At 71.6% G+C, this 26498-nt stretch carries 25 protein-coding genes; 19 read left to right on the forward strand and 6 right to left on the reverse strand.

Annotated elements, in window-relative coordinates:
• The first annotated feature begins 74 nt into the window (after nucleotides 1–74).
• Both L615_RS11975 and L615_RS11980 read left to right on the forward strand, forming a co-directional pair.
• Nucleotides 75–1025, forward strand: coding sequence for a proteasome assembly chaperone family protein (locus tag L615_RS11975; RefSeq protein ID WP_261376662.1), 951 nt, complete (start codon nucleotides 75–77; stop codon nucleotides 1023–1025).
• Entirely contained in the window at nucleotides 1022–1894 is an 873-nt protein-coding gene (locus tag L615_RS11980; RefSeq protein ID WP_315897789.1) for an acyl-CoA thioesterase II, read from the forward strand. The genes L615_RS11975 and L615_RS11980 overlap by 4 nt, the downstream gene beginning before the upstream one ends.
• 61 nt (nucleotides 1895–1955) lie before the next feature.
• Here L615_RS11980 and L615_RS11985 read toward each other — a convergent pair whose 3' ends face one another.
• Together L615_RS11985 and L615_RS11990 are read right to left on the reverse strand one after the other, a co-directional pair.
• The gene (locus L615_RS11985) at nucleotides 1956–2801 is read right to left on the reverse strand and encodes a MaoC/PaaZ C-terminal domain-containing protein (RefSeq protein WP_036516627.1); all 846 of its coding nucleotides are present in this window, start codon (nucleotides 2799–2801) and stop codon (nucleotides 1956–1958) included.
• Between the two features lie 2 nt (nucleotides 2802–2803).
• Nucleotides 2804–4138, reverse strand: coding sequence for a 3-oxoacyl-ACP reductase (locus L615_RS11990; protein WP_028654289.1), 1335 nt, complete (start codon nucleotides 4136–4138; stop codon nucleotides 2804–2806).
• 97 nt (nucleotides 4139–4235) lie between these two features.
• On the opposite strand from L615_RS11990, the gene L615_RS11995 reads away from it, so the two are divergent.
• Nucleotides 4236–5516, forward strand: a complete 1281-nt coding sequence (locus L615_RS11995; protein ID WP_145725208.1) for an acetyl-CoA C-acetyltransferase — start codon at nucleotides 4236–4238, stop codon at nucleotides 5514–5516.
• Between the two features lie 166 nt (nucleotides 5517–5682).
• Here L615_RS11995 and L615_RS12000 read toward each other — a convergent pair whose 3' ends face one another.
• The 3 genes from L615_RS12000 to L615_RS12010 form a co-directional block, all read right to left on the reverse strand.
• Nucleotides 5683–6378, reverse strand: a complete 696-nt coding sequence (locus tag L615_RS12000; protein ID WP_145725209.1) for a TetR/AcrR family transcriptional regulator — start codon at nucleotides 6376–6378, stop codon at nucleotides 5683–5685.
• A 75-nt stretch (nucleotides 6379–6453) separates the two neighbouring features.
• A complete protein-coding gene (locus tag L615_RS12005) occupies nucleotides 6454–7977 on the reverse strand; it encodes an ATP-dependent DNA ligase (RefSeq protein WP_145725210.1) in 1524 nt (507 codons plus the stop codon).
• A gap of 5 nt (nucleotides 7978–7982) precedes the next feature.
• Complete coding sequence (locus L615_RS12010) at nucleotides 7983–8585, reverse strand: TetR/AcrR family transcriptional regulator (protein WP_028654284.1); 603 nt, start codon at nucleotides 8583–8585, stop codon at nucleotides 7983–7985.
• A 114-nt stretch (nucleotides 8586–8699) separates the two neighbouring features.
• Here L615_RS12010 and L615_RS12015 point away from each other — a divergent pair, with 114 nt between their 5' ends.
• The 16 genes from L615_RS12015 (at nucleotide 8700) to L615_RS12090 (ending at nucleotide 25723) form a co-directional block, all read left to right on the forward strand.
• On the forward strand, nucleotides 8700–9623 hold the full coding sequence (locus L615_RS12015; RefSeq protein WP_051485412.1) for a DNA-3-methyladenine glycosylase: 924 nt from the start codon (nucleotides 8700–8702) through the stop codon (nucleotides 9621–9623).
• A gap of 94 nt (nucleotides 9624–9717) precedes the next feature.
• Nucleotides 9718–10686 carry an SCP2 sterol-binding domain-containing protein gene (locus L615_RS12020; RefSeq protein ID WP_145725211.1) on the forward strand — a complete coding sequence of 323 codons (969 nt, stop codon included), beginning with the start codon at nucleotides 9718–9720 and terminating at the stop codon, nucleotides 10684–10686.
• A complete protein-coding gene (locus tag L615_RS12025) occupies nucleotides 10683–11507 on the forward strand; it encodes an ABC transporter permease (RefSeq protein ID WP_028654281.1) in 825 nt (274 codons plus the stop codon). The genes L615_RS12020 and L615_RS12025 overlap by 4 nt, the downstream gene beginning before the upstream one ends.
• A 1-nt stretch (nucleotide 11508) precedes the next feature.
• Nucleotides 11509–12378, forward strand: coding sequence for an ABC transporter permease (locus L615_RS12030; RefSeq protein ID WP_232221661.1), 870 nt, complete (start codon nucleotides 11509–11511; stop codon nucleotides 12376–12378).
• Nucleotides 12379–12385: 7 nt separating this feature from the next.
• Nucleotides 12386–13429 (forward strand): MCE family protein, encoded by a 1044-nt coding sequence (locus L615_RS12035; RefSeq protein ID WP_145725212.1) that lies wholly within the window; start codon nucleotides 12386–12388, stop codon nucleotides 13427–13429.
• Entirely contained in the window at nucleotides 13426–14442 is a 1017-nt protein-coding gene (locus L615_RS12040; protein WP_145725213.1) for an MCE family protein, read from the forward strand. The genes L615_RS12035 and L615_RS12040 overlap by 4 nt, the downstream gene beginning before the upstream one ends.
• The gene (locus L615_RS12045; RefSeq protein ID WP_145725214.1) at nucleotides 14439–15416 is read left to right on the forward strand and encodes an MCE family protein; all 978 of its coding nucleotides are present in this window, start codon (nucleotides 14439–14441) and stop codon (nucleotides 15414–15416) included. The genes L615_RS12040 and L615_RS12045 overlap by 4 nt, the downstream gene beginning before the upstream one ends.
• Entirely contained in the window at nucleotides 15416–16450 is a 1035-nt protein-coding gene (locus L615_RS12050; RefSeq protein WP_186449844.1) for an MCE family protein, read from the forward strand. The genes L615_RS12045 and L615_RS12050 overlap by 1 nt, the downstream gene beginning before the upstream one ends.
• Nucleotides 16447–17706, forward strand: coding sequence for an MCE family protein (locus L615_RS12055; protein ID WP_145725215.1), 1260 nt, complete (start codon nucleotides 16447–16449; stop codon nucleotides 17704–17706). Before L615_RS12050 ends, L615_RS12055 begins: the two co-directional genes overlap by 4 nt.
• A 1-nt stretch (nucleotide 17707) precedes the next feature.
• Complete coding sequence (locus tag L615_RS12060; RefSeq protein WP_145725216.1) at nucleotides 17708–18793, forward strand: MlaD family protein; 1086 nt, start codon at nucleotides 17708–17710, stop codon at nucleotides 18791–18793.
• A gap of 5 nt (nucleotides 18794–18798) precedes the next feature.
• The gene (locus tag L615_RS12065; RefSeq protein WP_028654275.1) at nucleotides 18799–19353 is read left to right on the forward strand and encodes a hypothetical protein; all 555 of its coding nucleotides are present in this window, start codon (nucleotides 18799–18801) and stop codon (nucleotides 19351–19353) included.
• Between the two features lie 67 nt (nucleotides 19354–19420).
• Nucleotides 19421–20680: a phosphatidylserine/phosphatidylglycerophosphate/cardiolipin synthase family protein gene (locus L615_RS12070; RefSeq protein WP_232221660.1), complete on the forward strand. Its 1260-nt coding sequence runs from the start codon at nucleotides 19421–19423 to the stop codon at nucleotides 20678–20680.
• Between the two features lie 16 nt (nucleotides 20681–20696).
• Nucleotides 20697–21584, forward strand: a complete 888-nt coding sequence (locus L615_RS12075; RefSeq protein WP_145725217.1) for an SDR family oxidoreductase — start codon at nucleotides 20697–20699, stop codon at nucleotides 21582–21584.
• Nucleotides 21581–22144, forward strand: coding sequence for a carboxymuconolactone decarboxylase family protein (locus L615_RS12080; protein ID WP_028654272.1), 564 nt, complete (start codon nucleotides 21581–21583; stop codon nucleotides 22142–22144). The genes L615_RS12075 and L615_RS12080 overlap by 4 nt, the downstream gene beginning before the upstream one ends.
• A 56-nt stretch (nucleotides 22145–22200) precedes the next feature.
• Nucleotides 22201–24330: an excinuclease ABC subunit UvrB gene (uvrB, locus tag L615_RS12085; protein WP_028654271.1), complete on the forward strand. Its 2130-nt coding sequence runs from the start codon at nucleotides 22201–22203 to the stop codon at nucleotides 24328–24330.
• A gap of 82 nt (nucleotides 24331–24412) precedes the next feature.
• Entirely contained in the window at nucleotides 24413–25723 is a 1311-nt protein-coding gene (locus tag L615_RS12090) for a nitrate/nitrite transporter (protein WP_261376663.1), read from the forward strand.
• A gap of 15 nt (nucleotides 25724–25738) precedes the next feature.
• Here L615_RS12090 and L615_RS12095 read toward each other — a convergent pair whose 3' ends face one another.
• A complete protein-coding gene (locus tag L615_RS12095) occupies nucleotides 25739–26428 on the reverse strand; it encodes an ion channel (RefSeq protein ID WP_051485407.1) in 690 nt (229 codons plus the stop codon).
• Between the last annotated feature and the right edge of the window lie 70 nt (nucleotides 26429–26498).

A 26498-nucleotide genomic window follows, 5' to 3' on the forward strand; every position in this document is an offset into this window, starting at 1 on the left:
CCGGCAGACGGGCAGGACGAGCGTCACAGCCGCCTTCCGACCGGTCACCGGGGTGCGGGGAATAGGCTTCTCACGTGACTTCGCCGACCCGCCTCGTCCACATCGTCGACGAGGTGCCCGAGCTCGCCGACGTCGAGACCCTGCGGATGGTGGTCGCCCTTGACGGCTTCCTCGACGCCGGGAACGCGGGGGCGCTCGCCTGCCGCCACCTCGTCCGCACCGGGGCGTCGACGCCCGAGGGTGGCGGCGTTGTCGTCGCGACCTTCGACGCGGACCAGCTCCACGACTACCGGGCGCGGCGCCCACCGATGACCTTCGCCCGGGACCACTACGAGGGCTACGAGGCGCCCCGGCTGGTGGTGCGCCTGCTCCACGACCACGGCGGCACGCCGTACCTGCTGCTGCACGGCCCGGAGCCCGACATCCGCTGGGAGGCGTTCTGCCGCGCGGTGCGCGAGGTGGTCGAGCGGTTCCGCGTCGACCTCGTCGTGTCGATCGGCTCGGTGCCGATGGCGGTCCCGCACACCCGGCCGATCGCGATCACCCACCACGCCAACAACCCCGACCTGCTGACCGGCACCAGCCCGTGGCGCGGCGAGCTGCGCGTGCCCGGCAGCGCGCAGGCGCTGCTCGAGATCCGCCTCGGCGAGTGGGGCCACGACGCGCAGGGCTTCGTCGCGCACGTCCCGCACTACCTCGCCCAGCTCGACTACCCGCGCGCGGCGCGCAGCCTGCTCGAGCACGTCGAGCTCGCCGCGCGGCTCACCATCGACCTCAACGAGCTCGGCGAGCTGGCCGAGCAGCGCGACGAGGAGATCGCCCGCTACCTCTCCGCCAACGAGGAGGTGCAGGACGTCGTGACCGCGCTGGAGCAGCAGTACGACACCTTCGCCCGTGCCGAGGCGGAGGGCAGCAGCCTCCTCGCCGAGGACGAGCCCCTGCCGACCGGTGAGGAGATCGGTCAGCAGTTCGAGCAGTTCCTTGCCGGCCTGGAGGGCCCTGACGAGACCGGAGGACAGGCGTGACCGACCGCGTGATGGGGGAGGCGACGAAGAAGCTCGTCGACCTCCTGGACCTCGAACAGCTCGACACCGACCTGTTCCGCGGCCAGCAGCCCGAGACGATCCGCCAGCGCGTGTACGGCGGTCAGGTGGCCGCGCAGGCGCTCATCGCCGCGTCCCGGACGGTCCCCGAGGGCTTCCAGGTGCACTCGCTGCACTCGTACTTCCTGCTGCCCGGCGACTACAACGTGCCGATCATCTACGACGTCGAGCGGATCCGCGACGGCAAGTCGTTCTCGACCCGCCGCGTCCTCGCCCGCCAGCACGGCCGGCCGATCTACTACCAGTCGCTGAACTTCCAGCGCCCCGAGGAGGGCCTGGAGCACCAGGACGTCATGCCCGAGGTCCGGCCTCCCGAGGAGGGCCTGGACATGATGCAGCTGATGACCGAGCGCGGCGCCGACGACGGGCTCAGCAAGGAGTGGGCGGCGCTCGACGTGCGCTGGCTGGGCAACTCCGGCCACGGCGGCATCGAGGAGGACCCGATGCGCCCGTCGCGGACCCAGGTCTGGATCCGGGTCGACGGCCCGCTCAGCGACGAGCCGCTGGAGCACCTCGCGACCTTCACCTACGCCAGCGACGTGTCCCTGCTCGGCGCGACCCTCGCGGCGCACCCCCAGTCCGGGCCGCACGAGGTCCAGATGGCCTCGCTCGACCACACGATCTGGTTCCACCGGCCCTTCCGCGCCGACGAGTGGTGGCTCTACGACCAGTGGTCGCCGTCGGCCAGCGGCGGCCGCGGACTCGCGCTCGGCCGGATCTTCACCCAGGACGGCACCCTGGTCGCGACCGTGGCCCAGGAGGGCCTGATCCGGCCGCGCCCCGCACGCTGACCGTCCCGGACGGACGAGAAGGGCCGGCCCCCGCGTGGGGACCGGCCCTTCGTCGTACCGCTCAGAGTGCCGTCGTGCGGCCCAGCAGGTGCGGTGCGCCGTTCTTCGGGTTCACCAGGGTGAAGTCCCAGCCGCTGTCGGTGCGATCGGCGCCGAACTGCGCCTTGCCCGGCAGGAAGATCGGCTTCTTGAAGGCGACCTCGACCTTCACTGCGTCGGGCAGCCGGTTCTCCAGCGCGGCGATGCAACGCGCCTTGCTCCACATGCCGTGGGCGATGTGGCGCGGGAAGCCGAGCGCCCTGGCGGTCAGCGGGTAGAGGTGGATCGGGTTCCGGTCACCGGACACGGCGCCGTAGGTGCGGCCGATGTTCTCCGGGATGCTCCAGACCGGGCCCTTCGCCTCGACCTTCGCCAGGCTCATGCCCGGGTCGCCGTGCTCCTTGTCGCCGCCGCCGACGCGCAGGTACGTCGACACCGACTCCCACACGACCTCGTCGCCGACCGTGCCGGTGACGTTCATGTCCCACGCCCGGCCCTTGGTGCTGGCCCGCAGGTTCTGGGCCCTCAGCCGCAGCGACACCGTCTCGCCGATGGCGACCGGTCGGTGCTGGACGATCGTGTTCTCCAGGTGCACCGAGCCGATGGCCGGGAAGGGGAAGGCCGCGTCGGTCATCAGCTGCATGTGCAGCGGGAACGCGAGCATGTGCAGGTAGGGGACCGGTGCGACGTCGCGGTTCGGGAAGCCGCAGACGGCGGCGTACCGCTCCACGGCCGAGCGCTCCACGACCACGTCCGTGCGCTCGAGCGTGAGGTCCGGGAGCGTGCGGCCGGTCTTCTTGATGCCCGGCAGCTGGTTCACGCCGGGGACCGCCGGCAGGGCGGCCTTCAGCATCACGGGGAGGGCCATGGTCAGGCCCCCAGCATCATCTGGCCGCACACCCGCACGACGTTGCCGTTGACGGCGGTCGAGGCGGGGGAGGCGTACCACGCGATGGTCTCGGCGACGTCGACCGGCAGGCCGCCCTGCGACATGGCGTTGAGGCGCTGGCCGACCTCGCGGGTCGCGAACGGCACGGCGGCGGTCATCTGGGTGATGATGAAGCCCGGCGCCACCGCGTTGACGGTGATGCCGTCCGAGAGCTTCTCGCTGAGCGAGTCGACCAGGCCGATGACGCCGGCCTTGGAGGCGGCGTAGCTGGTCTGGCCCAGGTTGCCCGCGATGCCGGCGATCGACGCGACGCCGATGATGCGGCCGTTGGCGTTGACGACGCCCTGCTCGAGCAGCTCGGCGGTGATCTTCTCCGGCGCGGCGAGGTTGATCTCGAGGACCTTGCCGAAGCGCTCGGGGTTCTGGTTCGCCAGCTTCTTGTCCATCGTGACGCCGGCGTTGTGCACGACGATGTCGACGCCGCCGTGCTTCTCCTTGAGGTGGTGCGCGATGCGCTGCGGCGCGTCGACCGAGGTGATGTCGAGGGTCAGCCAGTCGCCGTCGATCTCCTTCATCACCTTCTGCAGGTCGGAGGCGGCCTGCGGCACGTCGAGGCCGACGACCGTCGCACCGTCACGGTGCAGCACGCGGGCGATCTCCTCGCCGATGCCGCGGCTCGCGCCGGTCACGAACGCGACCTTGCCGGCCAGCGGGGCGGTCCAGTCGGCGAGCGCGGAGCCGTGCTGCTCGTCGTGGGCGCCGATGCGCACGACCTGGCCGGAGACGTACGCCGACTTGGGGCTCAGCAGGAAGCCGAGCGTGGAGAGGACCGAGTCCTCGTAGCCCTCGGCGACGTAGACCAGCTGGACGGTGCCGCCCTTGCCGATCTCCTTGCCGAGGCTGCGGGTGAAGCCCTCGAGCGCGCGCTGCGCGATCCGCTCGCTGCCCTCGACCAGCGCCGGCGGCGTGCCGATGACGACGATGCGCGCGCAGCTCTCGAGGCTGCGCATCAGCGGGGTGAAGAACTGCTGGAGCTCGACGAGCTCCTCGACGGAGGTGATGCCGGAGGCGTCGAAGACGAGGCCCTTGTAGCGCTCGCCGTCGGCCTGGGCGGTCGTCGACGTGACACCCAGGACGTCGAGGAGGCCGGGCAGCGACTCGGCAAGCCGGCCGCGGCCGCCGACGAGCACGGTGCCCTTGACCAGCGGGTCGCCGGCCTTGTAGCGCTCGAGCCGGGTGGGGTTCGGCAGCCCGAGGTTCTTGACGAGGAGCTTGCCGATCGGGGTGCTCACGAAGCCCTGGTACTTGTCAGTCATGTGCACCATGTAACTAGATGTGTAACTCTGAGTCCACATTTCGTGATCTCGCCCTCAAAGGGTTCTGCGGAGGGCCACGCTGAGTGAGGATTGATCCATGACCAACACTGTTCGCCGTGCTGCCGTACTCGGCGGTAACCGGATCCCGTTCGCCCGCTCCAACGGCGCGTACGCCACCGCGTCCAACCAGGAGATGCTGACCGCGGCCCTCGACGGGCTGGTGGCGCGCTTCGGCCTCGAGGGTGAGCGCCTCGGCGAGGTCGCCGGTGGTGCCGTGCTCAAGCACAGCCGCGACTTCAACCTGGTCCGCGAGTCCGTGCTCAGCACCCGCCTCGCGCCCGAGACCCCGGCCGTCGACCTGCAGCAGGCGTGCGGCACCGGCTTGCAGGCGATCAACTACATCGCGAACAAGATCAAGCTCGGCCAGATCGACTCCGGCATCGGCGGCGGCGTGGACACCACCTCCGACGCGCCGATCGCGATCGGCGAGAAGCTGCGCAAGAAGCTGATCCAGCTCAACAACGCGCGCTCCACCAAGGACCGCCTCGCGATCCTGGCCACCATCCGCCCCGGCGACATCGGCCTGGCCATCCCGTCCAACGGTGAGCCGCGCACGAAGCTGTCGATGGGGGACCATCAGGCGCTGACCGCGCTGGAGTGGCAGATCACCCGCGAGGCCCAGGACGAGCTGGCCGTCTCCTCGCACCACAAGCTCGCGGCGTCGTACGACGAGGGCTGGCAGGACGACCTGATCACCCCGTTCCGCGGCCTCGAGCGCGACAACAACCTGCGCCCCGACTCCTCGCTGGAGAAGCTGGCCAAGCTCAAGCCGGTCTTCGGCAAGGGCGAGGCGGCCACCATGACCGCCGCGAACTCCACCCCGCTGACCGATGGTGCCTCCGCCGTCCTGCTCGGCTCCGAGGAGTGGGCCGAGGCGCACGGCCTCGAGGTGCTGGCCTACCTCGTCGACTCCGAGGTCGGCGCCGTCGACTTCGTCAACGGCGCCGAGGGCCTGCTCATGGCCCCCGCGTACGCCGTGCCGCGGATGCTCGAGCGCAACGGGCTGACGCTGCAGGACTTCGACTTCTACGAGATCCACGAGGCCTTCGCCTCGCAGGTCCTCTCCACGCTCGCCGCGTGGGAGAGCCCGGTCTTCTGCAAGGAGCGCCTGGGCCTCGACACGCCGCTCGGCTCGATCGACCGCGCCAGGCTCAACGTCAAGGGTTCCTCGCTGGCCGCGGGCCACCCGTTCGCCGCGACCGGCGGACGGATCGTCGCCAACACCGCCAAGCTGCTCAAGGCCAACGGTGGCGGCCGTGCGCTGATCTCGGTCTGCGCCGCCGGCGGCCAGGGCGTCGTCGCGATCATGGAGCGCTGAGCGCCGACCCGCTGCACGACGTGCCGTGCCCGCCCGGGATGATCGGGCGCGCACGGCACGTCCGTTTTTCGGCCCCCGGAGGAACACATGGCGCACCTGGCACGACGGATGACCGGGGGCGCGGACGTGCTTGTCGCGCACCTGGACGCCCAGGTCGCGCCGTCGGTCAGGCCGACGGGTGCGGGGAGACCAGCGCCAGGGCCGAGTCGACCATGTAGGAGCGCACCTGTGCCGCCGAGATCTCCCCGACGGTCGGGATGCCCGGGGCGACCTCGCTGACCAGGATGCCGAGCCGGGCCAGCTGCAGCGCGCCCAGGCCGCTGGCGTAGAGGGCGTTGGCGAGCAGGACCGGCTCCTCGCGCAGCGTGAACGCCCCCTGCTCGACCCCGTGGGCGAGGGTGTCGGAGAGGACCGTCAGGCAGGACGTGATGCCGCGACCGAGCCGGAACAGGGCGCCCTCGGCGATCTCGTCGAGGAGCTCGTCGCCCGGGCGCACCATGAGGGCCTGCGCACAGTCGACGAAGGCGGGGTGGGCGACGCCGTAGTCGACGAAGGCCCCCACGATGGCGGCCAGCTGCTCGCGCGGCACGTCCGAGCTCTGCGCGGCGGACACCATCGCCTCGTGCAGCTCCTCGAGGTAGCCGACGAGGGTGAGCGCGAAGAGCTCCTCCTTGCCGGTGAAGTGCCGGTACACGATCGCGCGGTTGATGCCGACCGCGGACGCGATCTCCTCGATCTGGACGTCGCGCACGCCCCTGGAGTCGAAGATCTCGCGGGTCGCGGCGATGATCTCCGCCTGCCGGGCGCGCCGCCGGGCGGCTGCCGCCTTGCGGCGTCCGTCGGTCGCCGGTGCGTTCGTCATGGGCTGAGTGTACGGCTCGTGCAACTCGGTGTTGCAACATCCGTGACGCACGTCGAGCCACAATGTTGCCGGGACTCAGGGTGCGGCGAGGTGGGCGCGCACCGCCTCGATCGTGTCGGCCTCGGCGGCGGTCTTGTCGTCGCGGTAGCGCACGACCCGGGCGAAGCGCAGCGCGAGGCCGCCGGGGTAGCGGGTCGAGCGCTGCAGGCCGTCGAAGGCGATCTCGACGACCTGCTCGGGGCGCACGGTGACGACCCAGCCGTCGTCGGACACCTCGAGCTCGCGGAACCGTGCGGTCTGCCACGCGAGCATCTCGTCGGTCATCCCCTTGAAGGTCTTGCCGAGCATCACGAAGCCGCTGGGGGACGACGGGTCGCGCGCGCCGAGGTGGATGTTGGACAGCCAGCCGCGGCGCCGGCCGGAGCCGTGCTCGACGGCCAGCACGACGAGGTCAAGGGTGTGCACCGGCTTGACCTTGACCCACGCCGAGCCGCGCCGGCCGGCGTCGTACGCCGCCTCCGCGTCCTTGACCACGACGCCCTCGTGGCCGTCGGCGAGCGCCTGCTGCGCGAACACCTCGGCGGCGGCGCGGTCGGTGCCCACCCAGCGCCGGACCCGGTGCTCCTCGGGCACCAGGCCTTCCAGGGCGGCCCACCGCTGGTGCGCCGGCAGGTCGAGCAGGTCGGTGCCGTCCAGGTGCAGCACGTCGAAGAAGTACGGCGTCACCGCGGCCTGGTCGGAGCCCTGGCTCGCCGTGCGGGACGCGGTCTCCTGGAACGGGCGGGGTCGGCCGTCGGCGGCGAGCCACAGCGCCTCGCCGTCGAGCACGACCTCCTGTGCCGGCAGGGAGCGGACGACCTCCACGACCTCGGGGAGGCGGCCGGTGATGTCGTCGAGGCTGCGGGTCGCCACGACGACGTCGTCCCCGCGGCGGTGCACCTGGATGCGGATCCCGTCGAGCTTGGCGTCCACGCCGCACACGCCGTCGTCGCCGGCCGCCTTGTCCATCGCCGCGGCGACGTCGGGCGCGGACGAGGCGAGCATCGGCAGCACCGGGCGGCCGACGGTGAGGCCGACCTGCGCGAGGGCCGCCTCGCCCTCGAAGGCCGCGTCGACGACCCAGGTCGTGCCGCCCGCGAGCATCGCGGCGCGGCGCACCCGGGCCAGCGGGACCCCGGCGGCGAGCGCCAGTGCCTCGGTGGTGACCGCCTCGAGCGCGCCCTGCCGCACCTCGCCGACCGCGACCGAGCGCAGCCAGGCCTGCTCCGGTGCCGTCGCCCGGCCGAAGAGCGAGCCGACCGAGGCGGCGCGGACGCCCGCGGAGCCGGGGCCGGACAGGTCCGCCATCGCCGCGAAGGCGTCGTCGACGGCCGTGATGGTGAGGGTCGGCTCGTCCGCCGGCTCGGGCAGCTCGCGCAGGCTGCGCCAGCCGAGTCCCGTGCGGCGCTGCCGCAACCGGCCGCTCAGGTAGTGCGCGGCGAGCGCGCGCTCGTCCGGCTCGGCCGCGAGCAGCAGGTCGGCGATGAGCCGGACCTTCTCCTTGCGCGACCGCGTGGCTGCCACCGCGCCGGAGGTGTCCACCAGGGCACGGAGCAGCATGGCCGTCAGTGCGTCGACTCGAGGGACGCGGCGAGCACGGCGCCGTCGATGACCTGCTCGTAGACCTCGTCGAGGTCGAGCAGCTCGGCACTGGTGCCCTCGAGGTCGCCGAAGTAGCCGGCCACCTCCAGCGACACGAACCCGTGGAGGGAGGCGAAGAGCGCCATCGCGGTCTGCAGCATCCGCTCCTCGGGGAGGCCGGCCGAGCGGACCATGACGGCCAGCGCCTCGATGGCGGTGAGGGCGGCGGCGTAGAAGCTCTCGCGGTCGATCGGGGGCCGGGTGAGCGCGGCGTAGCGCTGCGGGTGGCTGCGGGCGAAGTTGCGCAGCTCGCGGCTCAGCGCCCGCAGGCCGTCGGTGCCGGCGTGGCCCATGGCGGCGGCGCGGACGTGCTCGCCGAGCATCCGCATCGCGCGCACCTGCACCAGCGCGCGCAGGTCCTCGAGGTTCGCGACGTGGTTGTAGAGCGACGACACCCGGGCCTCGAGCTCGGCGGCGAGCGAGGTCATCGTGAGGGCGTCGTACCCGTCGCGGTCGACGAGCGCCTCGGCGGCCTGCAGCACGGCCTCCTGGTCGAGGCGGCCGCGCCGGGCGCGCGTGGTGTCCATGGTCAACTGCCCCTCCGGGAGCCTGAGGCGGTGAAAGTCCTTCGTTCTTCTGCGACAGAGCGTAGTGCAAACCGGACACCGGGACCGAGAGGCAGCCCGGATAGGCTCGACGGGGTGACCAGTCCGGACGGCGAACGGGTGTGGCGCCCCGGGCGGGTCGTCCCGGTGGGCGCGATCCTGCGCCAGCAGCGGCGCGGCGCCGGTGACCCCACGCACCGCCTCGCCGTCGGCCGGTGGCACTGGCGAGCCAGCCGCACGCCGGAGGGGCCGGTCACCCTCGCCGTCGCCGACCAGGACGCCGCCGGCGAGGTCGCCGCCCGGGCGTGGGGGCCCGGCGCCGCGTGGGCGCTCGAGCAGCTGCCCGCGCTCCTCGGCGACCTCGACGACTGGACCCCGTTCGAGCCCCGGCACCCGGTGCTCGCCGAGGCCCGGCGCCGTCACCCGCACCTGCGGCTGGGGCGGACCGAGCGGGTGCTGGAGGCGATCGTCCCCTCGATCATCGAGCAGAAGGTCACCGGGCAGGAGGCCTTCGCCGGCTTCCGCGCGCTGGTACGACGCCACGGCGAGCCCGCGCCCGGACCGGTGGCCGAGCTGCGCCTGATGCTGCCCCCGGACGCCGCCACGCTGTGCCGGATCCCGTCGTGGGAGTGGTTGCGCCTGCACGTCGACCCGGCCCGCTCGCGTGCGGTCGTGACCGCGGCCCGCCACGCCGAGGCGCTCGAGCGGGTCGTCGGCGTGACCGGATCCGAGAGCGACCGACGCCTGCGCAGCCTGCCGGGGATCGGGGTGTGGACCAGTGCCGAGGTGCGCCAGCGCGCGCTCGGCGACCCCGACGCCGTCTCGTTTGGCGACTACCACGTCGCCAAGGACGTGGGCTGGGCGCTCGAGGGCGTGCTCTTCGACGACGCGCGGCTGGCGTCGTACCTCGAGCCGTGGGCCGGGCAGCGCGGTCGGGTGCCCTTCCTGGTGGCCGCCGCGGGACTGTACCGACCGCGGCGCGGACCCCGCATGTCACCCCGCGATCACCTCGGTGCGTGACCTTCGTCCGTGATATCTGTTACACCGAGCAACAGTCAGTCGGTCCGGCCGGGCCGGACGGCTCCTGGCGGCGGTGGACGGACGAGGGGGACACATGGGGACGCTCGACTGGGCTGCCCTCGGGCAGGCCGCGCCCGCAGACGTCGCGGCGACCCTGCGTGACGCCGACCCCGCGGCCCTCGTCCGCGCGATCCGCACCGCGACCGACGAGGAGATCCTCGCGGTCGGCCATGACGCGGAGCGGGGTCCGGCCGTTGTCGAGGGCGTGATGCGTCGCATCGGCGATGTCGCCGTGCCCGACCGGCTGGCCGCCACCCGTGGGCGGGTGCGCTGGGACTCCGCGACGCGCGCACGGGAGTCGTGGCACCTCGACCTGCAGCACGGAGCGGCGGAGGTCGCGCCGGCCGGGCGCCGGTCCGGGGCGGCCGACGTCGTCGTCCGCGGCACGGACCTGCAGCTGCTGCGCCTGGTCGCCGGACAGCTGGACGTCGCGGCGGAGCTGCTCGCCGACCGCATCGGCATCGACGGCAGCGGCGACCTCGCCATCGCCACCGCCTCGCTCTTCGCCGTCGACGGCACGGACCCCGTCACCGGCACCCCCGTCGACGTCCGAGACATCGACCCGGTCGCGATCGCCCAGGCCCTCCACGGCGTCCCCGCCGCCCACCTGCGAGCGGTGCTGGCCTCGGACTTCCGGCCGGTCGTGCTCGAGGAGGTCTTCGGACGGATGCCGTCGTTCGTGAACGGCCGGAAGGCGGCCGGAGTGCAGGTGACGGTCGGCTTCCGGCTGACCGGACGCCCCGACGGAGAGGTGGACCGCTACGTGCTCCGACTCAGCGACGGTCGCGCGAGCGTCCTCAGCGGCACGGCGGCCGACGCCGTGCCCGTCGGGGACCGCGACGCGACCGTGACCTGCGAGGCGGCGGACTTCCTGCGCCTGGTGACCGGTCACCTCAGCGCGGTGTCCGGCGTGCTGCGCGGCCAGCTCAAGGTGCGCGGCGACAAGGTCGCCGCGCTCCGCCTCAACGCCGCCTTCGACATCCCGACGGCGGCCGCCGGATGAGCGCCGTCGCTGCGACCGGACGCTCCGTCGTCGACAACCTCACCGGCCGGTTCCGGGCCGGCGTCGTCACGACCGGCGAGCTGGTCAAGCTCGCCGTCGAGTCGATCCAGTGGGGCTTCTCCGACATCGTCGCCCGCCGCTTCTCCTGGTCGGAGTTCCTCCTCCAGTGCTGGTTCATGACCCGGGTCTCGCTGCTGCCGACGATCCTGGTCTCGATCCCGTTCGGCATCATCACCTCGGTCCAGATCGGCGCAGCTGCCAACCAGATCGGCGCGCAGTCCTTCATCGGGGCCGTCAACGGCATCGGCGTCCTCCGGCAGGGCGCCCCGCTGGTGACCTCGCTGATGATCGCCGGTGCCGTCGGCTCGGCGATCTGCTCCGACCTCGGTGCCCGCACCGTCCGGGAGGAGATCGACGCGCTCAAGGTCATGGGCATCTCGCCCATCCAGCGCCTCGTCGCACCGCGCATCCTCGCCGCGCTCCTGGTCTCGGTGCTGCTGACGGTCATCGTCGCGATGACCGCGATGACGACCGCGTTCATGATCGTGGTCGGCCAGGGCCAGATCTCGTCGGGCACCTACCTCGACTCGTTCGTCGGGCTGGCCCAGCCGGCCGACTTCGTCCTCGCGGAGCTCAAGGCGTTCATCTTCGGGTTCGTCGCCACCATCGTCGCCGCCCACAAGGGCCTCACCGCACGCGGTGGCCCCAAGGGCGTCGCCGACGCCGTCAACCAGGCCGTCGTGCTCAGCGTGATCCTGCTCGCCGTGATCAACGTCGGGCTCACCCAGGCGTACGTGATGCTCTTCCCCGGAGGTGCCTGAGATGTCCCAGGTCCAGCTCGGGCGCGGCGTCGGCGCCCGCGTCTCCGACGCGGTCGTCGGCACCGCCGACGCGGTGATGAAGAACCTCGCGGTCCTCGGCGACTTCGTCACCTTCGCGCTCAAGGTCTTCCGCGAGGTCCCTGCCACCGTCGCGCTCTACCCCAGGGAGTGCCTGCGCCAGATCAAGGACATCGCCTGGGGCAGCGGCGCGCTGTTGGTCGGCGGCGGCACGGTCGGCGTCATGGTGCTGCTGTCGGTCGCCGCGGGCACGTCCATCGGCATCGAGGGGTTCAACGGCCTCGAGATCGTGGGCCTCGCCCCGCTCACCGGCTTCATCTCCGCCAGCGCCAACACCCGCGAGCTCGCCCCGCTGATCGCGGCGCTCGCCCTCGGCGCCCAGGTCGGCTGCCGCTTCACCGCCCAGATCGGCTCGATGAAGATCCACGAGGAGGTCGACGCGCTCGAGGTGATGGCGGTCAGCGCGATGCGCTACGTCGTCACGACCCGCGTGATCGCCTGCATGGTCGCGATCCTGCCGCTCTACATGATCGGCCTGATCGGCTCCTACGCCGCCTCGCAGGCCTCGGTCGTCATCTTGTTCGGGCAGTCACCAGGGCAGTACGACCACTACTTCTCGACCTTCATCCAGGGCCGCGACATCTTCTTCTCGATCATCAAGATCCTCGTCTTCGCCCTCACCGTCGCGTTGATCCACTGCTGGTACGGCATGAAGGTCGGCGGCGGGCCGCAGGCCGTCGGCGAGGCGACCGGGACGGGCATCCGCGCCAGCATCGTGTCCATCGTCGTCCTCGACATGGTCCTGACCCTGGTGTTCTGGGGCGGCGACCCGGGCTTCAGGATCTCGGGGTGAGGTGACCATGGCTCGAGAGACCTCACGCAGCCAGCTCGCCCGGCGCGGGCTGATCACCCTCGTGGCCCTCGCGGTCATCGGGGCCTTCGTCACGCTGCGGACCAACGGCACCTTCGGGGCGCAGCCGCACGTCACCGCCGACGTCGCCAACGCCGGCGGCGCCCTCCGCGCCGGGTCCGACGTGAAGATGAACGGCGTCATCGTCGGCAAGGTCCGCGAGATCCGCCGCGCCGACGACGGCAAGGGCGTCACCGTCGAGATGGCGATGTCCTCCGACGACCTCGACTCGGTCCCCGGCAACGTCGTGGCCCGCATCCTGCCGGCCACCGTCTTCGGCACCACGTTCGTCGACCTCGTCGTCCACGGCGCGCCGACCGGCCGGCTCCGGGTGGGCGACCGGATCAAGGCCGACGCCACCCAGGAGACGCTCGAGCTCCAGCAGGCGCTCGACGACATCGACCGCCTCGTCAAGGCGCTCGGCCCCGCCGAGCTCGCCTCGGCGATCGGGTCCGCGGCAGAGGCCCTCGACGGCCGCGGCAACCAGATCGGTACGACGGTGCGCCAGCTCAACTCCTACCTCGACCGGCTCAACCCGCGGATGCCGCAGGTCGGTGCGGACCTGCGGGCCCTCGCCCGCACCACCCGCCTCGTCGACGAGATCGCGCCGGACCTGCTCGACGCGACCGAGGACGCCCTGGTCACGATGAACACGATCGTCACCCAGGAGGCCGCCATCACCGCGCTGATCAGCGGCGGCACGACCCTGGCCCGGACCTCCAGCAGGTTCCTGGCGAAGAACCAGCGCGACCTGGTCCGCTTCATCAACGGCTCGGCCGTGCTGCTCGACGCGGTCCACGACAACCGGCGGGCCGGCATCACCGACGCGCTCGCCGTCAACATCGCCCTCGGCACCACGCTGCCCGAGGCGGTCGAGGAAGGATTCGTGAAGACCGACGGCACGATCCGGCTGGCCCCGCCGCCGTACTACACGAGCAAGCCGCGCTTCCGGACCTCGGAGGTGGGCTTCGGGGCCCTGGGGGCCGAGCGATGACCGGCATCCGCACCATCGCGGCCAAGTTCACCGCGTTCGCGCTCGTCAGCGGCCTGCTCATGGTGCTGCTGGTCAACACCATGAACAACGGCGTCACCGGCGGCACCCGCGAGTTCTCCGCAGAGTTCCGCGACGTCAGCGGCCTGCGCGTCGGTGACGACGTCAAGGCCGCGGGTGTCCGCGTCGGGAAGGTCACCAGCATCGAGGCCACGACCGAGGGAGCGGTGATCGGGCTCGAGCTGGTCGAGGACCAGGCGCTGCTGCAGAACACCAAGCTCGGCATGCGCTACCAGAACCTGCTAGGCCAGCGCTACATCGGACTCGTCCAGCCCGCCGAGCGCGGCCCCGAGGTCGAGGAGGGGGCGACGGTCCCCATGGGGCAGACCGACCCGGGCTTCGACCTGACCGAGCTGCTCAACGGGTTCCGCCCGCTGCTCAAGGTGCTCCAGCCCGGCGACGTCAACACGCTCGCCACGTCGCTGGTGAAGGTGCTGCAGGGCGAGGGCGGCACCGTGCGGCAGCTGCTGGCGCAGACCGGCCAGCTCACCAACTTCCTCGCCGACCGCGACGCGGTCATCGGGGACGTGATGACGAACCTCAAGCCCGTCCTCGACAACCTCGCCGGCCAGGGTGACGAGATCACCACCACCGTGCGCGAGCTGCGGGCGCTGATGACCGGGCTGGCGAAGGACCGCAAGTCGATCGGCGCGTCCATCGACGGCGTCAGCCGCCTGGTCGGGGCGACCAGCTCGCTGCTGAAGGAGGTCCGCGCCCCTCTGGTCGGCGCGACCGACCAGCTGGTGACCGTCGCCGACATGTTCGAGAAGTCCCGCGGCAACCTCAAGGACGTGCTGCCCGCCTTCGCGACGGTCTTCGAGTCGCTGGGCCGCACCACGTCGTACGAGAACGCGCTCAACGTCTACGTCTGCTCGCTGTCGATCGCCATCGGCCCGGACAGCAGCGGGATCAACCCGGCCGGCGGCAACGGCCCCTGGCGGCAGGTGTGCCGATGAAGCCCATGAACGAGCGCGACCCCCTGCGGATCGGCGTCATCACCCTGGTCGTCATCGGCCTCATCGGGGCCGCCGTGGTCGCCCTGAGCATCGCCAACTTCGGGACCAGGACCTACACCGCCGAGCTCGAGCACACCGCCGGGCTCCGCACCGGCGAGGACGTGCAGGTGCACGGGGTGAGCTCCGGGAAGGTCACCGGCATCCGGCTCGAGGAGGACCACGTCGTGGTGACCTTCGCGCTCGACAGCGACATCGAGCTGGGGGAGCGGACCACGGCCACGGTCAAGGTCGCCACCCTGCTCGGCAGCCACTACCTCGAGGTCGACCCGAACGGCACGGGCAGCCTGGCCGACGGCCGGATCCCGATCGAGCGCACCGGCGTGCCCTACAACCTCCAGGACGTCATCGAGGAGGGCACCACCGCCCTCGACGAGCTCGACCCGGAGCTGCTGGCCGAGGCGCTGACCGCGATGGCCGGCACCCTGGGCGCCAGCGAGAAGGAGATCGGTCCGGCCCTCCAGGGCGTCGCCCGGCTCTCCGAGGTCGTCGCCAAGCGCTCCGACCAGGTCGGTGACCTGCTCGAGTCCACTCGCAAGGTGACCGACCAGCTCTCCGACAGCAGCAAGGACATCGTCGGGCTGATGAAGCAGGCGAACCTGGTGGTCAGCGAGATCACCGCGCGCAAGGACGCGATCCACCGCCTCCTCGTCGAGACCACCGACCTGTCGAAGGCGCTGACCGCGGTCGTGAAGTCGACCAACGGCAAGCTGGACCCGGCGCTCGACGACCTCAACAAGGTGATCAAGACCCTCAACGGGCAGAGCAAGCAGCTGACCCACCTGCTGGAGGTGATGGCGCCCGCGGTGCGGTACGTCGCGAACGCCACCGGCAGCGGGCCCTTCCYGCCGCTCTACCTGGAGGCGCCGGCGATCCCGGCCGACGACACGACCTGCAAGCTGCAGGGGGCATGCTGATGACCGACCGGAACGTCCTGCGCACCCTCGCCGCCCTGGTCGCGGTCGCCGCCGTCCTGCTCACCTCGGCGTGCAGCGTCGTCGGCGGCGGCGACAAGATGACGATCAAGGCCTACCTCGCCGACTCCGCCGGCCTGTTCGTCGGCAACGACGTCGGCGTCCTCGGGGTCACCGTCGGCGAGATCAAATCGATCGAGCCCGACGGCGACAAGGTGCTCGTCACCATGGAGGTCGACGCGGACCAGCCGGTTCCCGCCGACGCCGGCGCCGTGGTGGTCGCCCGCTCCGTCGCCACCGACCGCTACGTCGAGCTCACCCCCGTCTACCGCGAGGGGCCGAAGATGAGGGACGGCGCGACGATCGCGCTGGACCGCACCCGCACGCCGGTCGACTTCGACCAGGTGCTCGCGTCGCTGAACGAGCTCGCCACCGGCATCGGGGGCAACAAGCGCACCACGAAGGCCGTCCAGCGCTTCATCGACGCCGGCACCCGTGCCTTGCGCGGCCGTGGCCCCCTGCTCAACCAGACGATCCACTCGCTGGCAGACGGCGTCGACGGCCTCGCCTCCCAGCGCGAGGACGTGGCCGCCACCCTGAAGTCCCTCGACGTGCTGCTGACCACGATCGCGAGCAACGAGGCGACTGCTCGTACCTTCATCCGGCAGGTGTCCCGGGCCTCGAAGCTGCTCGCCGACGAGCGCGAGAACTTCCGCGAGGCGCTGCGCGCGCTCGACTCCGCGGTCACCACGGTCGCGAAGTTCGCGGTGGACAACCGCGAGGCGATCGTCGCTGGCGTCGACGGCTCCACCCGGCTGATGAGGACGGTGCTGTCCAAGCAGGAGCGGCTGGAGGAGATCCTGCGGGTCATGCCCGTCGCCCTGGAGAACCTGCGGATGATGCCCGGCGACCGCCTCCCGGTCCGGATCAACCCCCTCATCCTCGACCCGCTGGGCGGGATCCTGCAGTCGGTGTGCGACCGGCTCCCGCTCGACCTCTGCCAGTTCCTCACCGCACCGATCGGGCCCCGGCCATGACGACGACCACGACGACGCCGATGCGCGGCCGCCGCGCCGCCCGGGCCTGCGCCGCCGCGATGCTGGCCCTGGGCCTGGCGACCACGACCGCCTGCAGCACGACGATGCGGGACCTGCCGATCCCCGGGACGGGCGTCTCGGGGGACACCATCGAGGTGCGAGCCGAGTTCGACGAGGCCCTCAACCTCGCCGTCGGCGCCCCGGTCAAGGTCAACGGGGTCGACATGGGCAAGGTCGAGGAGATCACCGTCAGCGACTTCGTCGCCGAGGCCACCCTCACGCTCAAGGCGGACGCCGGGCTGCGCGAGGGCGCACGAGCGAGGTTGCGCTACACCACCCCCCTCGGCGAGCTCTTCGTCGACGTCACCAACCCCACCGAGGGCCCGTTGCTCGGCGACGACGCGCGACTGACCCGCGAGAGCACCGAGACCGCGCCGACCGTCGAGGACGCGCTCGCCCAGGCCTCGCTGCTCATCAACGGCGGTGGCCTCGACCAGCTGCAGACCGTCACCGAGGAGCTCAACACGGCGCTCAGCGGCAACGAGGGCGACTACCGCACGCTGCTCGACCGCGCCTCGGTCTTCCTGACCCGGGCGAACGCGACCAGCCAGAGCATCGACGAGGTGCTCACCTCGCTCAGCTCGCTGTCGAGGACGCTGAGCTCGCGCGAGGACACGATCAACCGGGCCGTGCGCGAGATCGCGCCGGCGGCCCGTGTGCTGCGGGAGAAGACACCGGAGTTCACCGAGCTGCTGGCCGAGGTCGAGAAGTTCACCGGTGCGGCCAACGACACGGTCAACGCCACGCGCTCCCAGCTGCTGACGCTGCTGAAGGAGATCGAGCCGGTGCTCGCGGAGTTCGCGAAGAACAACGGCACCTTCGACCGGTCCCTGCGCCGGGTGATCCAGGCCGCCGGCTCCGCGGACGAGGTGATCGCCACCGACTACCTCAACATCGCGCTGGAGCTGCACCTCGACGGCCTCGACGTGGGCGGCGTGGTCGAGGGCACCCTCGCCAACCTGCTGCGCCTGCTCGGCATCGACACCGCGGCGCCCGGCATCGGCGGCCTGCTCGACAAGCTCGGCCTCGGTGGCCTGCTCAGCGGGCTGGGTGCCACCAGCACCGGCACGAGGTCCGGCGCGAAGCCGGGCGCGAAGCCGGGCGCGAAGTCCGGCGGCGGCCGGGGCGGCACCGACACGAGCGACCCGCTCGGCATCGACGCCCTCGTGAACGGGCTGTTCGGAGGGGGACGCTGAGATGAAGATCCTGACCGACAGGCTCTACCTGAGCCTCATCGGCATCATCGCGGTGCTCGTCCTCGCGGTGGCCTACGTGTTCGCCTCCGTCCTGGACCAGCCGCTCACGTCGCGCCCCGTCGAGGTCAAGGTCGAGCTCGCGCAGACCGGCGGCCTGTTCGAGGGGTCGGCCGTGACCTACCGCGGCATCAAGGTCGGCAAGGTGCGCTCGATCGTGCCCTCGGAGGAGGGCGTGCTGGCGACCGTCGCGATCACGTCCGGCACCGAGATCCCGAAGGAGTCGCTCGCCCGGGTCCGCAGCCTGTCGCCCGTCGGTGAGCAGTACCTCGACTTCCAGCCCACGACCGCCGAGGGCCCCTTCCTGGCCAGCGGGGACGTCGTACCCGCGGAGTCGACGGACCTGCCGAAGAGCCTCAGCTCGACCGTGGTCGCGGTCAACAACGTGCTGCGCCAGATCGACGACAAGAAGCTGCGCACCGTGCTCGGCGAGCTCAGCACCGGCCTCAAGGGCACGGGCGAGGACCTCGGGCTGATCCTCGACCAGGGCTCGGCGATCCTCGCGACGCTCGACGCGGTCTGGCCCGAGACCGACCGGGTGATCAGCAACGCCGGCTCGGTGCTGTCGATCACCACCGACAACGCGGACTCGCTGCGGCAGCTCGCCCGCTCCTCGAAGCAGTTCGCGAAGTTCCTGCGCGAGTACGACCCGGAGCTGCGCCGCATGCTGAAGCGCGGCCCCGGCCAGGTCGACGAGCTCATCGCCCTGGTCCGCGACGCCAACGAGGTCCTTCCCGGCTTCCTGTCGACCGGGGTCAGCTTCACCGACGTGTTCCGCTCCTACGAGCCGGACCTGCGGGCGCTGCTGCAGAACTACTCGCCCGGTCTGCGGTCGCTGCTGTCGAAGGTCCGCGGGGGAGAGCTGCGGATCACGATCCTGCCCTCCGCCGACCCGCGCTGCGACTACGGCGTGAGCCGCCTCGACCCGAAGGTGGACGAGCGGCGGGCGCTGCAGAAGAACGGGCGCTGCTCGTCGTCCTTCGCCACCCTCCAGCGCGGCGCGGCCAGTGCGCCCGGGCCGGTACGGTGACAGGCGTGACGGACTCCGGTACGACGGACGGCAGCACGGGACCCGGCAACCTCGTCATCGCGCTCGCGGCGGCGCTGGCCGTCGCCCTGGCGGCGTGCGCCTGGCTGCTCGTGGAGCGCAGGGCCGACGACGGGGCCGATGCCCGCGAGCAGGCCCGGGAGCTGCGGGCCGAGAAGGACGCCAACCAGGCGGCCGTGTCCGCCGCCGGGGCCTTCGTCGTCAAGGCCACGAGCTATTCCTGGAAGGACGGCGAGCACGACTTCGCCTGGATCGACGAGCTCCAGGACGACGAGGTCCGCAAGCGCCTGCAGGCCAACGCCGAGGACCTCAAGAAGGCGATCCGGGTCAGCAAGACGTCCGCGAAGGGCCAGGTCGTGGAGTCCGCAGGCCGGGTGGTCAGCGCCGAGCAGGTCGAGGTGCTGGCCTACTACAGCCAGGCGATCACCGACGAGGCCGGCGACGTCAGCGTCCAGGACGGCAGCATCCTGATGACGATGAAGCTGGCGGGTGGCGAGTGGAAGGTCGAGTCCCTCCAGTTCCTCAGCGAGGTCGGCGCCTGAGCGTCCGGCCGGGCGTCTGCCCGTGCCTCCGCCCCGGGGCCGCGGCGGGACGACTAGGGTGACGCCCGTGGCGCACCGTGACGACCCGCTGGACGGGCTGAGGACCGTGCTGCGCCGGACCCTGCTCGCGCTCGTCGGGGTGCCCTTCGTCGTCGCGATCGCGATGTCCCTGGTCGACTCCTACCGGCGGCGCGGGAAGCGGCCCAAGGCGTTCCCGACCCGGGAGCCGCAGACCGTCGCCGTCGGCGACGGCGAGGTGACGACCTACACCTACGGCCGCGACCTGTACGACGACATGCTCGCGGCCATCGCGTCCGCCGAGCGGCAGATCCTCTTCGAGACCTACATCTGGAAGGGCGACGCGACGGGGGAGCGGTTCAAGCGCGCACTCATCGACGCCGCCGACCGGGGCGTGGACGTGCACGTCATCTACGACGCGTTCGCCAACCTGGTCGTCTCCCCGGCGTTCCTCCGGTTCCCCTCGAACGTCAAGGTCCTGCGCTACCCGGTCTACGCCGCAGGCTGGCGCTTCTTCGACCTGCGCCGCTACGGCCGCGACCACCGCAAGATCCTCGTCGTCGACGACAACGTGGGGTTCGTGGGCGGCTACAACATCGGCTCGGCCTACGAGACCGAGTGGCGCGACACCCACGTGCGGATCACCGGCCCCGCGGTCTGGGACCTCAAGCGGGCGTTCGCCGACTTCTGGAACCTCAACCGCCGGCGGCGGCTGCGCAGCTCCGAGCGGCCGTTGCTGCTGGAGACCGCCTCGACCTGGGAGCCGCGGGTGCGCGTGCAGCGCAACGTGCCGCGGCTGTGGATGTTCCCCATCCGCTCGATGTACCTCGAGGCGATCAACCGGGCCAGCAGGAACATCTGGATCACCCAGGCCTACTTCCTTCCCGACCAGGACTTCATCGACGCGGTCAAGGACGCCGCCCGCCGCGGCGTCGACGTACGCCTGCTGCTGCCGCTGAAGTCGAACCACATCGTGGCCGACTGGATCTCCCGCGGCTACTTCAGCCAGCTGCTCGACGCCGGGGTGCGGATCCTGCGCTACCGCGACGCGATGGTGCACGCCAAGACCGCCACCGTCGACGGCAACTGGGCGACCGTCGGCACCGCCAACATCGACCGGCTGAGCCTGCAGGGCAACTACGAGATCAACGTCGAGGTCATCGACGAGGCGTTCGCCCGGGAGCTCGAGCGGGTCTTCGAGGTCGACCAGTCCCACTGCCTGGAGCTCACCAGCGGTGAGTGGGAGGCCCGGGACATGCACCGCAAGTTCACCGAGCTGGTCCTCGCACCGCTCCGCCCGCTGCTGTAGGCCCCGAGGAGGCCCCATGTGGTTCCGCGCACCCGTCCGTGACCTGGCCGGCAAGCAGGTGCTCGTCACCGGTGCGGCGAGCGGCATCGGTCGCGCCGTCGCCGAGCAGGCAGCCGAGGCCGGCGCGGTGCTGCACCTCACCGACCTCCAGGCGGACCGGCTGGCCGAGGTCGCCGACGCCATCCGGGCCCGCGGGGGACGGGTCGCCACCGCCGAGCCCGCCGACGTCTCCGACCACGAGCAGGTACGACGCCTCGCAGGCCTCGTGACGGAGCAGCACGGCCCGATGGACGTGGTGCTCAACGTGGCGGGCATCGCGATCTGGGGCACCGTGCGCAGCCTCGAGCCCGAGCACTGGCAGCGGCTGGTCGACGTCAACCTGATGGGCCCGATCCACGTGATCGAGGAGTTCCTGCCGCCGATGATCGATGCCGGCCGCGGCGGCCAGCTGGTGAACGTCTCGTCCGCGGCGGGCATCATCGCGATGCCCTGGCACGCCGCCTACAGCGCCACCAAGTTCGGCCTCCGGGGAGTCTCGGAGGTGCTGCGCTACGACCTGCGCAAGCACCGGATCGGGGTCAGCCTGGTCTGCCCGGGGGGCGTCGACACCGGGCTCGTCGAGACCATCCGGATCGCCGGCATCGACCAGCAGTCGCGAGCCTTCGTCCGGGCCCGTCGCCACTTCCAGAAGCGTGCGGTGTCACCCGAGCAGGCGGCGGCCGCGATCTGGCGGGGCGCGCTCCGCAACCGGTACTGGGTCTACACCTCGCCCGACATCCGCCTGGTGCACTGGCTGCAGCGCTATTTCCCGCCGGGCTACGCGGTCGCGATGCGGGTGTTCAGCTACGGCGCCAACCGGGTCCTGCCCGCCGTCGAGCAGGCCCGGCGATCGGACCTCGCGTGAGCACGCCGGCCGAGCCCCGGATCCGCCCCGGCGGCTGGCGCGACGTCGGCCCGTTCGTGGCGCTCTTCGCCCGCGTCGCCGGACGGGTTCAGGGCACCGAGCCGCCCGCGGTCTTCCTGACCCTCGGCCGCCACCGCCGGCTGTTCTGGGGCTGGCTGCACTTCGCCGGCCGATTGATGCCCGGCGGCCGGCTGTCGCGCCGGGAGTCGGAGCTGGTGATCCTGCGCGTCGCCAGCCGTCGCGGGTCGGCGTACGAGCTCACCCAGCACCGGCGGCTGGGCCGTCGCGCCGGGCTCGGCGCGGACGAGGTCGCGGCGATCGAGGCCAACGAGACCGGGGCCGGGGGAGCGGGGGAGACGTTCAGCGCCCGCGAGCTGCTGCTGCTGCGTGCGACCGACGAGCTGCTCGCCGAGGACGACCTGTCCGACGAGCTGTGGGCCGAGCTCGGTGCACACTTCGACGACCGGGAGCGGATCGAGGTGCTCCTGCTGGTGGGCCACTATGCGATGCTCGCGACGGCGCTGCACACCCTCCGGGTCCGCCCGGACCGTCCCCGCTAGCCGGCCGGGGGCCGGGCGCGGAGGGGTTGTCGGCGGCCCCTCGTACGCTGGAGCCCATGCGTCCGGTCACCGATCTCGAGCGTCGTGTCGCCCCCTTCCACGTGAAGTCGGAGTACACACCCTCCGGCGACCAGCCGACCGCGATCGCGGAGATCACCAAGCGGCTCAACGACGGTGTCCAGGACGTCGTCCTCCTCGGCGCGACCGGCACCGGCAAGACCGCCACGGTCGCCTGGGTCGCCGAGCAGGTCCAGCGACCGATGCTGGTGCTCCAGCCCAACAAGACCCTGGCCGCGCAGTTCGCCAACGAGCTGCGCCAGCTCTTCCCCGACAACGCGGTCGAGTACTTCGTCTCGTACTACGACTACTACCAGCCCGAGGCCTACGTCCCGCAGACCGACACCTACATCGAGAAGGACTCCTCCATCAACGAGGAGGTCGAGCGGCTGCGGCACTCGGCGACCAACAGCCTGCTCACCCGCCGCGACGTCATCGTGGTCTCCACCGTGTCGTGCATCTACGGTCTCGGCACCCCGCAGGAGTACGTCGACCGGATGATCCGCCTGCGCGTGGGCGAGGAGCACGACCGGGACTCGGTGCTGCGCCGCCTCGTGGAGATCCAGTACACCCGCAACGACCTCGCCTTCACCCGCGGCACCTTCCGGGTGCGCGGCGACACCCTCGAGATCTTCCCGGTCTACGAGGAGATGGCGGTGCGCATCGAGTTCTTCGGCGACGAGATCGAGCGGCTGATGACCCTGCACCCGGTGACCGGCGAGGTGCTCACCGAGGACCAGGAGCTCTACGTCTTCCCGGCCAGCCACTACATCGCCGGGCCCGAGCGGATGGAGCGCGCGATCGCCGGCATCGAGGCCGAGCTCGCCGAGCAGCTCGCCGTCTTCGAGAAGCAGGGCAAGATGCTCGAGGCGCAGCGACTGCGGATGCGCACGACCTACGACATCGAGATGATGCGCCAGGTCGGCTCGTGCTCCGGCATCGAGAACTACTCGATGCACATGGACGGCCGCAGCCGTGGCAGCGCGCCGAACACCCTGCTCGACTACTTCCCCGAGGACTTCGTGCTCGTGGTCGACGAGTCGCACGTCGCGGTCCCGCAGATCGGCGGCATGTACGAGGGCGACATGTCCCGCAAGCGCAACCTGGTCGAGCACGGCTTCCGCCTGCCGAGCGCGATGGACAACCGGCCGCTGCGCTGGGAGGAGTTCCTCGAGCGGATCGGCCAGACCGTCTACCTCTCGGCGACCCCGGGCGACTACGAGCTCGACAAGGTGCAGGGCGACGTGGTCGAGCAGATCATCCGCCCGACCGGCCTGGTCGACCCCGAGGTGGTGGTGAAGCCGACCAAGGGACAGATCGACGACCTGATCCACGAGATCCGCACCCGCGCCGAGAAGGACGAGCGGGTCCTGGTGACCACGCTGACGAAGAAGATGTCGGAGGACCTCACCGACTACCTCCTCGACGCCGGCATCCGCACCCGCTACCTGCACTCGGAGGTCGACACCCTCAAGCGGATCGAGCTGCTGCGTGACCTGCGGCTCGGCCTCTACGACGTCCTCGTCGGCATCAACCTGCTCCGCGAGGGCCTCGACCTGCCCGAGGTGTCGCTGGTGGCGATCCTCGACGCCGACAAGGAGGGCTTCCTGCGCTCCGACAAGTCGCTCATCCAGACCATCGGCCGCGCCGCCCGCAACGTGTCCGGCCAGGTGCACATGTACGCCGACCGGATCACCCCGTCGATGGAGTCGGCGATCGAGGAGACCAACCGGCGCCGCGAGAAGCAGATCGCCTACAACGAGGCGCACGGCATCGACCCGCAGCCGCTGCGCAAGAAGATCGCCGACATCACCGAGATGCTCGCCCGCGAGGACGAGACCACCCAGCAGCTGCTGCAGACCTGGGCCGACGTCGGTCAGAAGGGCCGCGCCGGCGGCGTGAAGCCGGCGAAGTCCCCGACCCCGGCACTGCGCTCCACCGACGTCGGCGGACACGCCGCCGAGCTCGCCGGGATGCCCAGCTCCGACCTGGCCCAGCTGATCCAGGACCTCACCGACCAGATGAAGGCCGCCGCCACCGAGCTCCAGTTCGAGCTCGCCGCCCGCCTGCGTGACGAGATCGGCGAGCTCAAGAAGGAGCTCCGCCAGATGATGGAAGCGACCAAGTGAGGAGGGAGGGACGAGCTCGAGTGAGCCGGGGCACGTCGTCCTCGACGCCGGCTGCGCCCCCTGGCGTGGGTAACCTGCTCTGGTGAGTGCGGAGCCCGGGTCCAGGCCTGGGCGGCGCTACATCGTCTGGGCGGTCGGCCTGGTGGTCTACGGCCTCGCCGTCTTCCACCGCAGCAGCCTCGCAGTCGCCGGCCTCGCCGCGACCGAGCGCTTCGACATCTCGGCCAGCCAGCTGGCGTCGTTCACGATGCTCCAGCTGCTCGTGTACGCCGCCATGCAGGTCCCGGTCGGCCTCATGGTCGACCGCTTCGGCTCCCGCACGGTGCTCACCGCGGCGGTCACGGTGGTCAGCACCGGGCAGGCGGCGTTCGCGTTCGCCGGCGACTACCCGACTGCGCTGGTCGCCCGCGCGCTGGTGGGTGTGGGCGACGCGATGACCTTCATCTGCGTGCTGCGGCTGGTGACGTCGTGGTTCCCGGCCCGGCAGGTCCCGCTGGTCAGCCAGCTGACCGGCAACCTGGGCCAGCTCGGCGCCCTCGGCGCCGCGGCCCCGATGACCTGGGCGCTGGGCCAGTTCGGCTGGACCCGTGCCTACCTCGCCGGCGCGGTCGCCGGCCTGGTCATGCTGGTCGTGCTGCGCCTGGTGCTGCACGACACGCCCGCGCAGGCGCACCTGCGGGGCGTGCCGATGACGGCCCGCGCCCTCGGCCGGAGCCTGGCGGCGTCGTGGGAGCAGCCGGGCACGCGGCTGGGCCTGTGGATCCACTTCTCCACCCCGTTCAGCCCCGCCCTGCTCGGCCTGCTGTGGGGCTTCCCGTTCCTCGTCACCGCCGAGCACACCTCACGGACGACCGCGGGCGTGCTCATCTCGGTGCTCTTCCTGACCAACCTGGTCTACGGCCCGCTCTTCGGGTGGCTGGTCGGACGGCAGCCGTGGCACCGCTCTACGCTCGGGCTGACGATCATCGCCGCGATGGCCAGCGTGTGGGCGGCCGTGCTGCTGTGGCCCGGCGACGCCCCGCTGTGGCTGCTGGTCCTGCTGATCCTGGTGACCGGCGCCGGCGGACCGGGCTCGATGGTGGGCTTCGACGTCGCCCGCACCAGCAACCCCGACCACCGCACGGCCAGTGCCAGCGGCATCATCAACGTCGGTGGCTTCACGTCCTCGCTGCTCGTGATCGTCGCGGTCGGTGTGGTCCTCGACCTGCTCTCGCCGGGCGGCGCGGAGGGCACCTACACGCCGGAGGCGTTCCGCTGGGCGATGGCCGTCCAGTACGTCCTGTGGGCCGTCGGGGCCGCGCAGGTGCTCCGCTACCGCCGGCGCGTCCGCTCGCTGACCACCCGCGAGCAGGTCGCGGGCGGCAGCACGATGGTCGACCTCGGCCGCCCCTGAGGGACGCGGCCCTGCTCAGCCCCGCCGACGCGCGGTGAGCCCGACGATGCGTGCCACGACGAGGGCCACGTAGAACACCCCGACGACCTGCTCGACCATCACCACGCCGCGCGCCTGGGCGAGGACGGGGTAGATGTCGGACAGCCCGACGCTGGTCAGCGTCGTGAACGACAGGTAGAGCAGCTCGAACCAGGGCAGCTCCGTCGCGCCCTCGGGGCTCGACCAGCCGACGAAGGAGCCCGGCCAGAGCACCTGCACGGCGGCGTACAGGTAGGCGAAGCCCCAGGCCACGACCGTGAACGCAGCCGCGGTCGCGAAGAGCTCGTCGCGGGTGACCTTGTCGTCGTGGAAGAGGTAGCGCACCAGCGCGTAGGACACGAAGAGGTAGAACGGCACGTGGAAGGCCGCCGAGGCGACCACGACCCAGCCGACGTCCGGCTGGACCGCCTCCGCGACGGCGAGCACGACGGACGGGCCGCCGAGCAGCAGCGCCACCCAGGTGAGCACCTCCGTGCGGCGCACGGCCCACACTGCGCTGAGCACGACGGCCATCTGGGCCACGCCCGCGACGGCGCGGCCGACGGTCGAGCCCTGGAGGCCGGGGTAGGCGAGCACGAGCAGCAGCTGGGTGACCAGGAGCACCGCTGAGGGGTGCCCCACCACCGCCCGCAGGGGCGTGGGCAGGTCGGACGCGGGAGGCGGCACGGAACGATCCTAGGGACCCGGATGTGAGTGGCGTCACTTCCCGTGACCCACGCGGAGGGGGTCCGTTGAG

Origin of the sequence: Nocardioides sp. J9 (assembly GCF_007829375.1) — a bacterium.
Lineage (GTDB): Bacteria > Actinomycetota > Actinomycetes > Propionibacteriales > Nocardioidaceae > Nocardioides.

Excerpts from the sequence above, each read along its gene's own strand:
- L615_RS11985 (WP_036516627.1), bottom strand. The coding sequence starts at position 2,801 with ATGGCCCTCCCCGTGATGCTGAAGGCCGCCCTGCCGGCGGTCCCCGGC.
- L615_RS11990 (WP_028654289.1), bottom strand. The coding sequence starts at position 4,138 with ATGACTGACAAGTACCAGGGCTTCGTGAGCACCCCGATCGGCAAGCTC.
- L615_RS11995 (WP_145725208.1), top strand. The coding sequence starts at position 4,236 with ATGACCAACACTGTTCGCCGTGCTGCCGTACTCGGCGGTAACCGGATC.
- L615_RS12000 (WP_145725209.1), bottom strand. The coding sequence starts at position 6,378 with ATGACGAACGCACCGGCGACCGACGGACGCCGCAAGGCGGCAGCCGCC.
- L615_RS12005 (WP_145725210.1), bottom strand. The coding sequence starts at position 7,977 with ATGCTGCTCCGTGCCCTGGTGGACACCTCCGGCGCGGTGGCAGCCACG.
- L615_RS12010 (WP_028654284.1), bottom strand. The coding sequence starts at position 8,585 with ATGGACACCACGCGCGCCCGGCGCGGCCGCCTCGACCAGGAGGCCGTG.
- L615_RS12020 (WP_145725211.1), top strand. The coding sequence starts at position 9,718 with ATGGGGACGCTCGACTGGGCTGCCCTCGGGCAGGCCGCGCCCGCAGAC.
- L615_RS12025 (WP_028654281.1), top strand. The coding sequence starts at position 10,683 with ATGAGCGCCGTCGCTGCGACCGGACGCTCCGTCGTCGACAACCTCACC.
- L615_RS12030 (WP_232221661.1), top strand. The coding sequence starts at position 11,509 with ATGTCCCAGGTCCAGCTCGGGCGCGGCGTCGGCGCCCGCGTCTCCGAC.
- L615_RS12035 (WP_145725212.1), top strand. The coding sequence starts at position 12,386 with ATGGCTCGAGAGACCTCACGCAGCCAGCTCGCCCGGCGCGGGCTGATC.
- L615_RS12040 (WP_145725213.1), top strand. The coding sequence starts at position 13,426 with ATGACCGGCATCCGCACCATCGCGGCCAAGTTCACCGCGTTCGCGCTC.
- L615_RS12050 (WP_186449844.1), top strand. The coding sequence starts at position 15,416 with ATGACCGACCGGAACGTCCTGCGCACCCTCGCCGCCCTGGTCGCGGTC.
- L615_RS12055 (WP_145725215.1), top strand. The coding sequence starts at position 16,447 with ATGACGACGACCACGACGACGCCGATGCGCGGCCGCCGCGCCGCCCGG.
- L615_RS12060 (WP_145725216.1), top strand. The coding sequence starts at position 17,708 with ATGAAGATCCTGACCGACAGGCTCTACCTGAGCCTCATCGGCATCATC.
- L615_RS12075 (WP_145725217.1), top strand. The coding sequence starts at position 20,697 with ATGTGGTTCCGCGCACCCGTCCGTGACCTGGCCGGCAAGCAGGTGCTC.
- uvrB (WP_028654271.1), top strand. The coding sequence starts at position 22,201 with ATGCGTCCGGTCACCGATCTCGAGCGTCGTGTCGCCCCCTTCCACGTG.